Origin of the sequence: Lysinibacillus sp. FSL P4-0201, assembly GCF_038593425.1 — a bacterium.
GTDB classification, from domain to species: Bacteria; Bacillota; Bacilli; order Bacillales_A; family Planococcaceae; genus Lysinibacillus; species Lysinibacillus capsici.
In genome coordinates this window covers 2,254,190-2,269,152 of the sequence record NZ_CP151995.1, presented here as the reverse complement: position 1 = coordinate 2,269,152, position 14,963 = coordinate 2,254,190, and the positions used below count along the sequence as shown (strand labels likewise).

At 38.4% G+C, this 14,963-nt stretch carries 15 protein-coding genes; 1 reads left to right on the top strand and 14 read right to left on the bottom strand.

Features of this window, described 5'->3' with window-relative positions:
• Positions 1-40: 40 nt before the first annotated feature.
• The 9 genes from MKY76_RS11375 to MKY76_RS11335 form a co-directional block, all read right to left on the bottom strand.
• Positions 41-1,117, bottom strand: a complete 1,077-nt coding sequence (locus MKY76_RS11375; RefSeq protein WP_342557863.1) for a Ger(x)C family spore germination protein — start codon at positions 1,115-1,117, stop codon at positions 41-43.
• Positions 1,107-2,135, bottom strand: coding sequence for a GerAB/ArcD/ProY family transporter (locus MKY76_RS11370; protein ID WP_048392904.1), 1,029 nt, complete (start codon positions 2,133-2,135; stop codon positions 1,107-1,109). Before MKY76_RS11370 ends, MKY76_RS11375 begins: the two co-directional genes overlap by 11 nt.
• Entirely contained in the window at positions 2,132-3,565 is a 1,434-nt protein-coding gene (locus MKY76_RS11365; RefSeq protein WP_342557862.1) for a spore germination protein, read from the bottom strand. The genes MKY76_RS11370 and MKY76_RS11365 overlap by 4 nt, the downstream gene beginning before the upstream one ends.
• Before the next feature lie 121 nt (positions 3,566-3,686).
• Positions 3,687-6,641, bottom strand: a complete 2,955-nt coding sequence (locus tag MKY76_RS11360) for an EAL domain-containing protein (RefSeq protein WP_342557861.1) — start codon at positions 6,639-6,641, stop codon at positions 3,687-3,689.
• Positions 6,642-6,819: 178 nt separating this feature from the next.
• Entirely contained in the window at positions 6,820-7,131 is a 312-nt protein-coding gene (locus MKY76_RS11355) for a helix-turn-helix domain-containing protein (RefSeq protein ID WP_054548614.1), read from the bottom strand.
• A 102-nt stretch (positions 7,132-7,233) separates the two neighbouring features.
• Complete coding sequence (locus MKY76_RS11350; RefSeq protein WP_257961011.1) at positions 7,234-7,923, bottom strand: CAP domain-containing protein; 690 nt, start codon at positions 7,921-7,923, stop codon at positions 7,234-7,236.
• 443 nt (positions 7,924-8,366) lie between these two features.
• Positions 8,367-9,269 (bottom strand): CobW family GTP-binding protein, encoded by a 903-nt coding sequence (locus MKY76_RS11345; RefSeq protein WP_259950727.1) that lies wholly within the window; start codon positions 9,267-9,269, stop codon positions 8,367-8,369.
• 68 nt (positions 9,270-9,337) lie between these two features.
• Positions 9,338-10,852, bottom strand: coding sequence for a S41 family peptidase (locus MKY76_RS11340; RefSeq protein ID WP_342557860.1), 1,515 nt, complete (start codon positions 10,850-10,852; stop codon positions 9,338-9,340).
• A 300-nt stretch (positions 10,853-11,152) separates the two neighbouring features.
• Positions 11,153-11,926: a GNAT family N-acetyltransferase gene (locus MKY76_RS11335; RefSeq protein WP_342557859.1), complete on the bottom strand. Its 774-nt coding sequence runs from the start codon at positions 11,924-11,926 to the stop codon at positions 11,153-11,155.
• A gap of 131 nt (positions 11,927-12,057) precedes the next feature.
• Between MKY76_RS11335 and MKY76_RS11330 the strand changes: the two genes are divergently transcribed.
• A complete protein-coding gene (locus MKY76_RS11330) occupies positions 12,058-12,336 on the top strand; it encodes a hypothetical protein (RefSeq protein WP_048392921.1) in 279 nt (92 codons plus the stop codon).
• A 44-nt stretch (positions 12,337-12,380) separates the two neighbouring features.
• Here the strand turns inward: MKY76_RS11330 and MKY76_RS11325 are convergent, their stop codons facing one another.
• The 5 genes from MKY76_RS11325 to fabZ form a co-directional block, all read right to left on the bottom strand.
• Positions 12,381-13,127 (bottom strand): polysaccharide deacetylase family protein, encoded by a 747-nt coding sequence (locus MKY76_RS11325; protein WP_048392923.1) that lies wholly within the window; start codon positions 13,125-13,127, stop codon positions 12,381-12,383.
• A gap of 63 nt (positions 13,128-13,190) precedes the next feature.
• The gene (locus MKY76_RS11320; RefSeq protein ID WP_048392925.1) at positions 13,191-13,649 is read right to left on the bottom strand and encodes a DinB family protein; all 459 of its coding nucleotides are present in this window, start codon (positions 13,647-13,649) and stop codon (positions 13,191-13,193) included.
• On the bottom strand, positions 13,633-14,127 hold the full coding sequence (locus tag MKY76_RS11315; RefSeq protein WP_048392926.1) for a hypothetical protein: 495 nt from the start codon (positions 14,125-14,127) through the stop codon (positions 13,633-13,635). The genes MKY76_RS11320 and MKY76_RS11315 overlap by 17 nt, the downstream gene beginning before the upstream one ends.
• Before the next feature lie 88 nt (positions 14,128-14,215).
• A complete protein-coding gene (locus tag MKY76_RS11310) occupies positions 14,216-14,398 on the bottom strand; it encodes a hypothetical protein (protein ID WP_342557858.1) in 183 nt (60 codons plus the stop codon).
• A gap of 17 nt (positions 14,399-14,415) precedes the next feature.
• Positions 14,416-14,841 (bottom strand): 3-hydroxyacyl-ACP dehydratase FabZ, encoded by a 426-nt coding sequence (gene fabZ, locus MKY76_RS11305; RefSeq protein WP_004230156.1) that lies wholly within the window; start codon positions 14,839-14,841, stop codon positions 14,416-14,418.
• Positions 14,842-14,963 lie beyond the last annotated feature (122 nt).

Genomic DNA, 14,963 nt, shown 5'->3' with positions numbered 1-14,963 from the left:
CAAAAAATCGCTTTTCTCTAACTTGAGAAAGGCGATTTTTTTAGCGTAAAACACCTGTACGAATGATTTTCACTTGAACAGACGGCACTAGCTGTAAGGATGCATAGACAGCAGGCCAATCCTTCTGAAACATTTTGGGGTGATAAGCACGAATATATCGACCAATCCCCAACGTATCCGATTGCTGACCTTGAAGAATCCGCAAAACCTCCTCAAACTCTCCCTGCACATGATCTTGAATCAACTGCTGAACCTCCTTGAAAACGGGGTCTTTATATAAATGGTCATGTGCAAATTCCTCAATTTCTACCTCTATGAGATAATCCATGTCTATTCTTTTTAATTCCTCATTCACCGTCCATTGACGCTTGATATGAATAACATCAGCCGTGATTGGCATCGATTTTCCATCATGCTTCCACATATAGCTCATCCGCGCTTGTTTGCTAGGTTGATTCATTAAGAGAAGCATCGTGAGAGATTGTTTTGGTGTTAATATTGTACCCGTAAACGTTTGACCTGAGAACAAAGCGACACCTGCCGCAACAGCATGCTTTTTATCCTCACTTAACTGAATATACGGTAGTGCTATATCAATTGTCTGTTCAAATAGCATGGAGCCAACCGTCTGTAAATCTAATTTCGGAAAAATTGTATTTTCCTCTGTGCTTTCCATAAAACGTTCATAATAGCCTCCTGCCCCCCCTGCTAAATCCTTTGTTAGCTCTATAAACGGCTTGACATCCCCTTCTGTTACAGCAATTTTTATCGAAATCGGGTTTTGGGGATCACGAAAATAAATATCCAAAATATCATAAAGAGGCTCTCTTACCGTTTGGTCCGATACAAGGATGGTCGATAGTTCAGATAAATCAAGTGTTTGTTCTACTTTTAAATTGGCTTGATTCCGTACATCTCTTGGTGAAATGCCGTCCGCTTCAATTACTTCATTTTGCTGAGCTGCTGTATTCGGATAGGCATAATATCCCTTGTATGCCCCTATATATCCGTCCACCCCAACGAGCGTCACAACGGAAGCGTTTTTATAAAGTCGTTCATCCCAACAGCCAGCTAAAAGTAACATAGACAAGAGGAGCATAATCCCTTTACGATACACGTTTTCCCCTCCATTTATTCCAACAAATTATCATCATTGGTAGTAGAATCGTAAACACAATGAGTACGTAGTGTATAGAATTTTTGATAAACTCAATGCGCTGAAATTGCATGACAAATAGCGGCAGGATGGCTAAGAGAAGATGAAAAAAAACAATACTTCGTTTCGGATGCTTCCGTTTTTTTGACAAATAAAGCACACGAAAGGACAAACCGTAGATCATGACCGTAACAATGGACCAAGAAAGCCAAATATAGATGAAAAAAATATCCAGCCGTTTTACAAAATTCACTTCCTGTGATTTTAAAATATACATAATAGGCTCTGGTATTAGTTGAACCTCCTCCAAAGCAAAGAACATTTGTGTAAAGACAACCGAAATAAAATAAAAGATAAAAATGACGAGTTGATAAATCAATAAGGGCTTTCCCTTCACCTGTAAATCCTGTTTGAGAAATGGACGATAAAGGAGGTACATTTCAATCCCAAAAAAGGCATACATGCTATGAATCATGCCCGCCATGATTTGCCTAGTATTGTTCCACTCAACGGGAAAAAGATTACTCCACGTTAAATCTGGAATAGCCAGCATTAAAAAAATAACAAAGAGGAAAATAATAGGAATTAGCATGACACCAATATTGATGATGGTTTCTGGTCTAACTAAATTGGCATACAAAGATAGCCCTACAATCATCATGACAACAATCCATTCAGGTGTTCGGGGCAAGACCCATGAGGCTAGAACATACCCCATATAGGCAATTAATACAGCTGTTATTAATAACCAATAGATCAGATAGACCCAGCGAAAGAACCCATTTAAAAAGAAAAATTGATAATAACGTTCAAAAAATAACAGCAAGCCGTAATGGAAGATGCTAGCAAGGAAGAAGACATACCATGCACTATGTTGACTGTATATGATTAACGGTGTTTGAAAGGCAATGTAGACAACACCTGTCTGAATGATAAAGAGTAGTAAAAAAAATTGTGCCTTTGATAGAGAAAAATTCATGGTGTATCCTCATTTTTTCCCTTTTCATCCTTCGGTGGTTGAAAGGAAGTAACTTGGACTGTCGGTCTAATAAATGGCCAGCGTAAAAAAATTTTATAAACAGCTTTCGGTTGAAATGGTACGATAGGTGAAAAATACGGCTGTTTCAATGACGTTAAACTAATTAAATGAATTAATAGGATGACAACTCCTACCACAATGCCTAAAAACCCAAATAATGAGGCAAGTAGCATAAACGGAAAACGGATCATGCGAATCGTGCTATTCAATTCAACGGACGGGACAACATAGCTTGAAATGGCCGTTAAGGCGACAACAATGACCATTAAGTTCGACACGAGTCCCGCACTTACAATAGCATCTCCTATCACTAACCCCCCTACGATCCCAATCGTTTGCCCTACTGATTGTGGTAAACGAATACTTGATTCTCGAATGAGCTCCATAATAATCTCAAGTATCAGTGCTTCAATTAACGGTCGATAAGGTATATCATTAACATCATTTTTTACTTGATTACTTAATTCTAAGGGTAATACCTTAAAGTGAAAGCTAATCACAGCAATATAAAATGCTGGTAAAAAAACCGCCGTTACAAACGACAGTAAACGCACTATTTTATAAAAAGAGCCAACCACTACCCGACTATTATAGTCATCAGGTGTTTGATAGAAAGAGAAAAATGTTACAGGGCCAATCAAGGCAGACGGCGAAATATTGGTCATGACCACAACTTTACCCTCCACTAAGTGGGCTACCACACGATCTGGATGCTCTGTATTTAACAATTGTGGAAATGGCGATAACACGGAATCCTCTAGTGCATCACTTAACTGGCCAATACTATAAAAATAGTCGATTTTAATGTCTGCAATCCGCTTTTCCATCTCTTGTAAGGTTTCAGGCTGTATAACCCCATCCATATAGAGATAATAAGCTTTAGTGTTAGTTTGTTGTCCAATTGTAAAAGATTTGACCACAAGAGCGGGATTATTCACTCGCTTTCGTATCAATGTTAAATTGGTATCCGCCCGCTCCACAAGACCCTCATGGGAGCCTCGCAGAATATGTTCATTGTTTGGCTCCTCAAGGTTACGACGAACTTCATTGGTAATCGCTAACGTCAGCATTTTTCCCGTATCAGGCAAAATCACGAGCGTTTCACCTTGGCAAACCCGTTCAATCGCTTGCGGTAGCGCAAAATTATCGAGTGTTGTAAGTAGGGTTTCACTCCAAAAAGGTTTTTCTGTATCTAAACGTGCATAAATGGTATCCAGTATTTTTTGGACTTCCTTCGCATCAACAAGAGAAGCGTAAAAGCATAAAATAGCCGTGTCCCCTTCATGCCAATCTATTTGTCTGACGGTCAAATCCGAGGAATGGTAGAATGCTTTTTGTAGGCTTTTCATCATATACTCCACTTTATCCATAAAACGCCTCCTCTACTGGAGAGTATAAGCATTTTTCGTGTATTTCAAACGCTTAGTTCGTGTGATTCCACGCCATGAAAAAAAGATGCCCTCTAGAACATTTGGGCATCTTCATGATCAGCTATTTTTTAAAATAAGCTTCAATATCCTCATACATAAAGGGCGTTCCCTCTATTTTTTCATGGTGATTATGCAAGGCGGTCATTCGATTGATGATCGGGGCTAATTTTCCTTCATCCTCCTGCGTCAAATTAAAGGCAACACCATAAGAATAGATTTGGTATTTTTCTTCTAAGGTCCATCTAAAAGTACCCTCTAGGTTAAATGATTGATTCATTAAAATAAAGCTAAATTTAAATTTCATCGTTTGATTAACGGGTAGCTTCAAAGAAGAGCGAATCTTCATGCCGCCTAAGCTAATATTTTCAATGATGATCGGGGTATGACCGATATTAATTTTTTGCTCATTCATTTCGATAATTGTCATGAAGCCCTTCACATAGGCCGGGAATTGAAAACGATAATATTTGCGTCGTTCCACCACAGGTTTTTTATGAACAATGGCTTTTTGTGGTGTTAAAATGCCTTGTGCCAGCATTTTTTCAAAGGCTTTCGCGGGAACAGCCTTCGTATAAATACTACCTTGCAAATAATCACATTCTTGCTGCTTTAAAAAGATAAATTGCTCGTAACTTTCAACTCCTTTTGCCACAACCTGAATACCAAGCATTTTGGCTAAATAAATCGTTGCTGAAATGAGTCCATTTTCAATCGGACGATCATGACGAATTTCATGGATAAACGCTTCATAGATATGGAGTGTCGTTGGTTGGAATGTTCGCAATGATTCTAAGGAAGAGTAGCCTGTTCCAAAATCACCAATAGCAATTTTAACACCGATGTCTTGTAATTCTTTGAGAACGGTCATCACACTTGTACTATTTTTTAAGATGGTACTTTCGCTAATCTCGAACTGTATATAATGCGCGTCAATCGAATTTACCTGTAATTGCTCTTGGACAAACTGAATAAAGCCCTTTTTCATCAGACGGATTGGCGATATCTTAATACTAATTGTTCGCAGCACATGCCCTTGCTGCTTCCAGTGCTGTAACAACGCACATGCTTTTTTAATCACCCAATCTGTAATGATATGAATCATATGGTTTTCTTCCGCTAATGGAATAAATTCACCAGGTGACACAAGGCCCCATTCTTTATGATGCCAACGAATTAACGCTTCTGCACCGTTGATAACCCCCTTTTGCGGCTCCACCATTGGTTGGAAATATAATTCGAATTCCTCATTTAACATGGCTTGTCGCATATCTCGGTCTAACACATACTGCTTATAGGAAGTAATATCCTCTGTAAAGGCATAAATATGAAAACGATTCCTTCCCTGCTGTTTCGCATAGCATAAAGCTGAATATGCATTTTCTAATAAAATGTTTCTCGTTAAGCCCTCCTCTGGATAAAAAGCAATACCAATGCTAGCAGATAGGTGCAAGTGATAGTCTTTTATCGAAAAAGGTGTATCAAAGGTTTTCAGTACACGGCTAGCCAGCGCGTAAATATGTTGCTTGCTCACATATTTTTTAATGACAATGATAAAATGCTGATTGTCTAAACGTGCCATGTAACTGTGATCATCTGTTAGTGTTGAAAAGTAGTTGGTCACCGTGCGCAGAAGCTCATCACCGATTTTCGTACCTAGCGCATTATTTAAGATATGAAAGCGGTTAATCGAAATATATAATAGTGCGAAGGGTTCGCCAGCTAAGCATAAGGTATCAACTTTATCATGTAAGCTCAAGCGATTTGGTAAACCTGTCAATTCATCATAATACACTAAATAATTAAGCTTCTTTTCTCGTTCAATCTCCTTTGTAATATCAGTTACTAAGCCGAAAATATGGTTGACCTCCCCTTGCTGATCTAGTCTCGGCACAATTTGCTCCAGCAACCACTTTGTCTGATTCTCCCCCGTTCGGATACGATAAATCACTTGATAGCTTTTGCCTGAAGCGAGATGATCAGTATACGCTAATACCTCCTCACGATGTGCAGGATGAATCATATTAATCCATACTTCTGAGTCATCATAAAGCTTAGCTAATGGAATACCAAGAATTCCTTCCAACCCTTTAGAGGCGAACAGCATATTGCCTCGAATGGAATCTCGCATCCAAATCCCTGCATCTAAATTGTCAAAGATAGAATGATAGTTGGCTAATGTATCATTTAGTGTTTTCTCAAGTAGTTTGAAAGCCGTTTCGTCTTTGACAACCCCAATCATCTTAAAGGGCTTGTCATCCTTCCATATGACTTCGGCGGCTGCCTGTAGAAAACGCAGTTCATTGGTTTTACCGTGATAAATTCGGAAATCACTGTCAAAATTAGTCCCTTTTCGAGCATGATTAAATGCATCATATGTCCTTTCATAATCATCTGGATGAATGAACTGGAAAACGTGATCAATACCATCGTTATCTGAACGTGCAAAGCCAAAAATATGATAAAAGTTATCTGAGCAAAACAGTTTGTCATGCTGAATAAAGTACTCCCAGCTCCCAACTGCCGCAATATGCTGGGCGTAATTTAAATGCTTCTCATGTAGCATTAACTGATGCTTCATGGCTGAATACGTGGACATATCTTCAATGATTAAATAGAGCCCCTCCGCCTGATTGTCGTCATTTTTGATTGGTATAAACGTCAGTACGAGGCTTAGGTTTTGTCCTTGATGCTGTAGTCTTTCAATATCAATCTTGACCGACTTTCCTCGTAATGTTCGATTGAACGCTCTTTTTAATCGTTTATAATCTACATCAGTCAGAATTTTCTTGAAATCTTCTGCATGACTAGGTCGATATTGTAATAGCTCATAGAGTGCTTCTTGATTGACGTAAATAATTTCGCCATCTGCCGAAAACACAATCATCATATCGGGGTGATACTTGGCAAAGGACATGGCATATGAAAATAAACGATGGTCTTGAGCTGTTGTCAGCGCAACCGTATGCGGTCTTTCTTCTTTTGTAAAAAACTGCTTTAATAGATTCGGCTTTTTCATCCATCTCACCTCTCCCTACTTTTTACCCACTACTTATTTATCAATTCCCCCAAAATACAGTTTAAAAACTTCTATTTATAAAAGAGAAAGAAAAGTTTCATCGACCGTTTTTCGCTGGAGAAGCGCTCTTTTTTATTAGGTGATGCCCCTATCCAAAGAAATAGTTCATATGTTTTTCTTAAGGTACTACGATTAATTCCATATCCAATAGCCAGCGATCAATGGCTTGCTTTGGATAATAGACTTTGTCCCCTACCTTTACATGAGGGATTTCGCTTATGTAACTATTAGATCCGTCTGGCACTTCTGTTAATTTTAGCACTTCCACTACACTGATTCCTAAATAATCAGCTGCCTCTTGCTGTGACAATAGCTGGTGTTGCACGGATTCCTTTGGCTGCTCTTTTAAACTAGTGGCGATGAGCCAGCTTCCTATTAAAAACGACACGGCTAATGAGAAAATCGCCATTGCTATGCTATATTGTTTCAATTCTATCCTCCCTTTCTCATCAAATTTTACCATTAATTCAATAAAAAAAGATGCTCTCTAAGCCTTTATAGACTTATAGAGCATCTTTCTATTAATAAATGATTATTTTTGGATAAATTGTTGTGTCCAGTAGTTACCTGATTTCACATAACCTACACCGATGTGTGTAAATTTACCGTTTAAAATGTTCGCACGGTGTCCTGGTGAGTCCATCCACGCTTGTACTACTTCTTGTGGTGAACGTTGACCTTGGGCAATATTTTCACCTGCAGCTTTATAAGCGATACCTAAAGCTTTCATACGATCAAATGGTGAACCAAATGTTGGGCTCGTATGTGAGAAATATTTATTTGTTTGCATATCTTGTGATTTTTCACGAGCTGCAGCCATTAATTTCGCATCTGTTTGAAGTGGTGATAAACCAGCTTTTGTACGCTCAGCGTTTGTTAATTTTACTACTTCTTGTTCAAATGCGTCCACATCTGAAGTTGTTGTTGATGGTGTTGAAGTAGTTGGTGGTGTTGCTGGCTTTTCATTTTGTGATGATTGATTATTATTTGGCTTTGTTGGTGTTGTATTATTTGTTGTTGGCGTCTCATTAGATGGTGTAGATGCCTGTGGAAGTTTAATCGACCACTTATGATTATTGTTTGACCATTTATAATAATAAACATTACAGTTTGTTGATTGCTGTACGGAATTCCCCTCTGTTGTATTTGCAGCAGCAGAAGCTATTTGAATTGGAGCTGCTAAAAGAAATGTTGCACAAATTGCAGTTAGTGTTTTTTTCATGTTTGCAATTCCTCCTTCTCTGCCACTAATCGTAAGGGATGATTTTCATTAAAATCTTACCAACATCTGCTAACTACGCCAACGAAGAAGAAAATGCGCGAAAAATCACGTTTTTTTCGCGTTATTTTTTAGCAGGTTTCACCAATCTATGAAATACTTACGTTTGAAAGAGGGTTGACACCCCTCCTAAACTCGTAAATATTTTAGAAAATAAACAGCTGATATGAATAAAAAATGTATGTTTTATACACTCATTTTTTAATCGCCTTTCTTCATTACTTTCTTTGCATCACCCTAGAGATGGCTAGTGTCGTAGCCTCATGTTAGCCTAATATTACAATTGTGTTACAAGAGCGTTACATTTCATTTACATAAAAATAAAACAACCTGTGTAAAGCTACACAGGTTGTTCACGTGCAGAAATTCACTGGTTGCTTTATTCTTCAATTAATCCCAATAACAGGTAAAGCACTAACATTCTCTCCAATAATAACAAGTTTTGCTGGCATTTTCAGATATTCTGGGAGCCATTGCACCATTCCATAAGCATATTGGAACAACATTGGGTTTTTGATGCCCTTAATTGGTACATAGCCTTTCATACGATAAATCGTTTCAGGTAATGCACGCACCCAATCTTCAAACTGCTCCTGTGTAAATTCCTGATCTGTAAAATCTACTAAGCGAGAGCCCAGCTGCATTGAGGCTATTGGCGCTTTAACTATATCTGCTTTATCGACCTGTGTTGTTGCCTTCAGCCCCTCTAATAAGCTGAGTGGTACGCGTCCATTTGTCGTTTGCAATATAAAGGCATGAGGGTTCAAGCCCTGCAGTTCATAGACGACCTGACCTTGCTCTGCCTCTGTTAATAAGTCTGTTTTATTTGCTAACAATAGATGTGCATGGCGAATTTGCTCCAGAAATAAAGAGCGCACTTGTGGTGTTAATGTATCACGGTGTAGCCAGAGCTTAGAATCTGCCACCGTGATAATGCCTTTCACATTGAGCTGATCTGCAAAAAGCGGTGAAAAAACGGCATCCAAAGCTTCTACAGGATGTGCTGCACCTGTTGTCTCGATAATGAGCACATCAAAATCACTATCTAATAGAAGAGATTGAATTTGTGCCTCTGTTTTTTCAGCACCCGAACAGCAAATACAGCCCTCTAGCATCTCCTTTAGCGGGATATCCTTTTCCACTGCCTGCGAGTCAAATGGCAGCTTCCCGAGCTCATTCATAATAACAGCAGGCTTTAATTTCTTTTCTTTTAGCTGGCGAATGACATCTGTCAGCATGGATGTTTTGCCACTCCCTAAAAAGCCACTAAATAGGTACACATCTTTCATATTAGTTCCTCCCATAAAAAAAGCTGTCGCAGATGCCGTGAAAGACAACTGTTGCGACAGCTACATTGTTAGTTTGTTGTTTCCTCTGTTTTTTCGGCTGTTCCTACAAGAAGCTCTTTCGCTTTTAGTAACTGAGGATCATCGGCTTTCATTTTTGCACGTAACGCATCCATTAAAGCATACGTTGTATTACCTGTTAGAATGCCTGTTTCTTCAAGGTTGTTCGCTGCTTGTAGTTTTTCTACTGCCTGTGCGGTATTGTCATCAAAGATCCCATCTACTTCACCAGGCTCATACCCTAGCACCTGAAGCATCTCCTCTGCTGCTTTCACAGAGTCAGATTGTAGGCCTGTCTTCATTTCTAAAGAGGCATTCAAGTATGGTAAAGAGGCATAGGATGGATACGCAACTTTGACATCAGGCTCAATTCCTTTTTCATTAATCCAGTTGCCATTCGGTGTTAACCATTTACCTGTCGTAAATTTCAAATTAGAGCCGTCTTTTAATGGTGTAACATTTTGGACAGTTCCTTTACCGAATGATGTTTCACCAACAACTTTAGCACCAACTGACTCTTTTAATGCTCCTGCCAAAATCTCAGAGGCTGAAGCACTGCCACTATCAACTAGTACCGTAATCGGTAGGTTATATTTTTTACCTGCAATGGCATTTGTAATTTGAGGCTCCGCATCTTTTTCTTGTACCTGCACAATCGCCTTTCCTTCTGGTACAAAGAAATTAGAGATATCGACTGCAGCCTTTAGGTAGCCACCAGGATTTTGACGTAAATCTAATACAATGCCCTTCATTCCTTTGCCTTCATACTCAGTAAGGATTTTTTCAAGCTCTTGGGCAGTTTGTTCACTAAATGATGTAACTTGAATATGGGCAATATTGCCATCCAGCATTTCACCATAAACGGTTTCGACTGGGATGTCATCACGAACAATCGTCATTTGAATAGGTTCCGTATTTTCGCCACGTTTTACCGTTAATTTTACGGGTGTTCCTTTTTCGCCACGAATCAGTGCAACTGCCTCTGTTGCACTTAAGCCCTGAATACTTTTCCCATCAACTGTTAAGATAATATCTTTTGGTAATAAGCCTGCCTTTTCAGCAGGAGAATTTTTGATAGGTGACACAACTGTAATATAACCATTACGTTCTTGGATTTCTGCACCAATTCCTTGGAAGCTTGAAGATAAGCCAGAATTAAATTGATCCGCTTCTTCCTTTACCATGAAATCGGAATAAGGATCGCCTAATGCATCAAACATACCATTGATCGCACCATCGACCACTTTTTCATCGTCAATATCTTGGTAATAGTTATTTTTCAGTAAATCAAATGCTTCATATAATTTTGTAAATTCCTCTCGTTCAATCGGAACTTTCACTTCTACTACTTTCTTATCACCAAAGGTTAACGCAAATATTGTTAAACCTGCCGTAATAAGAATTGTAAAGAACATTAGCATGATAAATTTAAACGGTTTCAGTTGTATAAATTGTCCTGCCGGCTTTATTTCAGCTGGAGTCGGCTCCTGCTGCTGTTCTGTACTTTCTTTTTTCTGTTCATCCATCTTGATTGTCACCACTCTCATTTACACTAACTTGTTGTCACACTACTACCATCTTAACAGGTTATCCAGAAGACGAAAAGAAAAAGACTGTCAAAATTTCATGACAGACCTTGTCCGATCATGCTTCATTCTAACTAGCATTCCAGCACCTATTCAGCCATCATACTACTAAGTTTAGGCATATTATGGTACTGCCTTTTAATTTTACTCATTTCCTAGTAGCAGTCAACAAAAAACTCAAAGAATCATAGAAATGCTATAAGAATATAACGTGCCAGTGTCCAAAAAAGTTGCATCCTATCAGGAATTATTCATGAGTTTTTGCAGTTTTTTATATACGGAATGCACGGTTAATCGATGAAAGGCAATCAATTGTCCTTTATAAACCACTGAAAAAATACCATATGGTGTCGGTGATTTCTCCATCAGCTCTTCTCTCGTTTGAAGATCCACCAGCACTGGCTGCAATCCTAATTTTTCGGCAGCTAATTGAATATTTTCCGTGGCGACGTCTACATATGGACATTGAAAGGAACGTAAAATCGTTAAATGAGGAAATCTCGTTAATCGTTCCTGCCAATTATCAGGAAAGTATGGCCGTTCAACGCTTTCATGAAATGGAAAGACCCATAATTCAAAATCATTGAGTGCTGTTGCCATATGCTGAAACTGGTGCTGTAAAAATAAATCCTTGCTTGGCGTCCAGGAAGTTTGGTCATTTGTAATGACCACCACTCCCTTTTTCCCACGTTCCTTGGCATCCTTTAAGCACCTCTTCAGTAATTGTGTACCATAGCCCTTACCCACTGCACTTACCCATAAACAATGAATCACCACATAGCCATCTGCATGTACAACTCTTGAAGAGTATTCCGCGTCTGTATATTCTATAAAACCTACTTGTTTTTGATTTTCAAGTACTTGTATGTAATGTAAGCCCTTTTCAAATTGTTGATTAAGCCATTTGTTTTTGTTCTGATAGCCCTCTGTTTTTTTCTTGCTTCGTAAACAAAAGCTGCCCTTCCCCTCTAACAGCTCACTATTCATTTCAATCAGCTCTATATGTTGTGTCAATGCTAGTCCCCCCATCCGTTGATTGTACTAATTTTACCATCTTTAGTGAATCATTCAACGATCATCGGAATCGCCTTTTCACTTGTTGTCGCATATGATGCAAGTAATGACAAATGTAAGGAGGAAAAACAATGGGGAGAAATAATAAACCGAGCCAAGGCAATGAATCCATAGAAATTTATGCGGCTAAGCTATCCTATATTGGCACAGCCATTTCAACATTAGGGGATGGTTTACAAACCATTGCAGCGGGACTCGCATTAGAAGCGCTCCAAAACGCGAACAATGATTCTTCTCAAACGAATAATGGCAATGGAAATGGGCATCAAACAGTTAAAATAGATAATATGCAGAAACAAATTGATTATTTAATTGCTGAGCTTAAACACATCAAAAAAATGTTTAAATAACCTTTACATAAAGAAAAGTGTTGAAGAACGTTTCAGCTTCAACACTACTGTTTTTTTTCCATTTTCTTATGTGTCCTTTGGATTTCCAATAATTCAGAAACCGTCACAAACTGATAGCCCTGTTTTTCAAGCTCAGGTATGATTTGTTCCATTGCCTGAACCGTTTGTGCTCGATTTCCCCCACCGTCATGAAATAGGACAATATTGCCTGCTTTCACACCTTTTAAAACGGTATTCACGATGCGATGAACACCTGGGCTTTTCCAGTCAAGCGTATCTAAATGCCAAGACCACATAACAACCTTATAGCCTTTTTTTGAAATTGCATCAATCATCGCATCGGTATATTGTCCTTCAACTGGTCTAAATAATGTTGGCTGATAGCCTGTAATCCCTGCAATCACTTCATCTGTTTGCTGTATCTCTTTCATTAAATTGGTAACATTTGTTCTTAAAGGGTGTGTATAGGTATGATTGGCCAATTCATGTCCTTCTTCGTACATTCTTGTAATCAGCTCAGGATTTTTTTCTGCATTTTGACCGACAATAAAAAAGGTTGCTTTTGCATTATATTTTTCCAATACATCAAGGATATTCGCTGTATATTTGCGATGTGGCCCATCATCAAATGTTAAGGCAATGATTTTTTCATCTGTCTGAATTTCCCAAAGAATTTGACCTGCTTCCTCATAATACTTTCTTCCTTTATTTTCAGAAGAACTCACTTTTACATAAAAAAGCGACACCGTGATTAGACTAAGTGGTAGTAAAAGCAATAAAAACTTTTTCACATTTTCACGTCCCCAAATAATTATTTTCGTACTTTATTATTTGAGGATTTCCTAAAAAAATGCTTATGTTTCGCATTCATTCATTAAAATTTGATGGTGGATATGATGTGCCAGATGTTGCATATACTCCTCTATCAACCATCCCAATGTCCTTTGTTGTTGATTCATCACACATGGCTGGGCTAATGTCTCTTCATCAAGGTGGTCCAGTACATACATGATTTTTTTGTTGATGCTTGTCCACAACATTAAAATATCTTCTATTGGTAATTCCTGATAGCCCTGTAACGCGACCCATTGTACTTGGTCGTATGTAGTCACTACATAGGGTGAAGCTTCATTCTGAATTTGAAGAAATCGTTCAAGATTGACAATAGCCGAATCACATAAATGACCGATTACTTCTTTTTTGGACCATTTTTTTGGAGCAGGTCGTTGTGTTATTTCCGCTTCTGTCATCACACGAAATACTTCTGGTACTTTTATAAGCCAATAATGTAATTGTTCAACTGTCTTTTGCACGAAGGTCACTCCCTTCTGAAACAATTGTTACGTAATAATCTAATAATGCAATCACTGCCTGCACCCGCTTATGTTCGATTTCAATTTTAAAGGAAATCCATATAATGGCGACATTAAAACTCAAGACGGCTAATGCAACGATTTGGACAAGCGACATGCCGATCATGAGCTTGCTATTCATGGTTGTAGCAAGCAATGTAAACATGGATAAAATAACACCACTCATGGTAATAAACATGGGCTTCATGCGTATTATCTCATTTGCCTGTACCTTTAACAGATGGACAATAAACCGCAGCTCTTGCCTTGTATATTGTTGCTGAAGGATAACAAAATAGGACTGATACACATCCTCATCAAGCTTTTTATGCAATATATTTTTATGCATCTTTTGCACAAATTGATCACAGAAATCGTGCGCCAACGCTTGCTCTGGCTGTAGCTGTTCTTCTTTATGTTCTATAAAAGCGACCCTCAAACCTCCTCACCCTCTCATATTAAAACTTTCACTCCATTTACTATATGAAGGAAAGAGAGCCGTGTAGTACGAATTGAAGCAAAGTCGTTTATTTTTGAGTGTCTTTTTGCCGCTTTCTACTTAATCCAAATATAGCTGTTGCGAAAACAAAAACTACCGTACAAAGCCACATTGTCACCCCATTCCAAGCGCCTTTAGCAATCGTAATATTCGCTAATAGCGCTATTTGCATGATACAAACGGCGATATAAAGCATAAATGTGTAATTCAACCGAGAGCCTCCATTTTCTAAGATCCAAAAGCGAAAACAAGATCCGTCTCGCAAACTATTTCTCCATCTACCATTGCAATCCCTCTGCCTTTCCCAACAGCGCCCTTCACACGCGTAATCTCCACTTCTAGATGTAGCTGATCACCAGGCTTTACTTGCTTTTTAAAGCGACAATGATCGATTCCTGCCAATAAACCTAATCTTCCCTCATTCCCAGCCTTTGTCAGCATAATCACTGCACTAACCTGTGCTAATGCTTCAACAATTAGCACACCTGGCATCACAGGATACTGTGGAAAATGACCTTTAAAAAACTCTTCATTAATCGTTACATTTTTCAACCCCATTGCGCGCTTGCCCTCTTCTAACTCCACAATACGGTCTACCAAAAGAAATGGATATCGGTGTGGCAAAATAGCTTGTAATTGTTGACTTGTTAACATATGAATTCCTCCAACGTATTTTTTATAATCTTATTCTAACACTAAATATTAGTACTAGGTAATAAAATTTAATAAGTATTATTCATTAGTTTTCTGAATTATTTTTCATTATTTTTTCAATA

Bases quoted from the DNA above. Each gene is read 5' to 3' on its own strand.
- MKY76_RS11370 (WP_048392904.1), bottom strand. From the start codon at position 2,135: ATGAATTTTTCTCTATCAAAGGCACAATTTTTTTTACTACTCTTTATC.
- MKY76_RS11365 (WP_342557862.1), bottom strand. From the start codon at position 3,565: ATGGATAAAGTGGAGTATATGATGAAAAGCCTACAAAAAGCATTCTAC.
- MKY76_RS11360 (WP_342557861.1), bottom strand. From the start codon at position 6,641: ATGAAAAAGCCGAATCTATTAAAGCAGTTTTTTACAAAAGAAGAAAGA.
- MKY76_RS11350 (WP_257961011.1), bottom strand. From the start codon at position 7,923: ATGAAAAAAACACTAACTGCAATTTGTGCAACATTTCTTTTAGCAGCT.
- MKY76_RS11345 (WP_259950727.1), bottom strand. From the start codon at position 9,269: ATGAAAGATGTGTACCTATTTAGTGGCTTTTTAGGGAGTGGCAAAACA.
- MKY76_RS11340 (WP_342557860.1), bottom strand. From the start codon at position 10,852: ATGGATGAACAGAAAAAAGAAAGTACAGAACAGCAGCAGGAGCCGACT.
- MKY76_RS11330 (WP_048392921.1), top strand. From the start codon at position 12,058: ATGGGGAGAAATAATAAACCGAGCCAAGGCAATGAATCCATAGAAATT.
- fabZ (WP_004230156.1), bottom strand. From the start codon at position 14,841: ATGTTAACAAGTCAACAATTACAAGCTATTTTGCCACACCGATATCCA.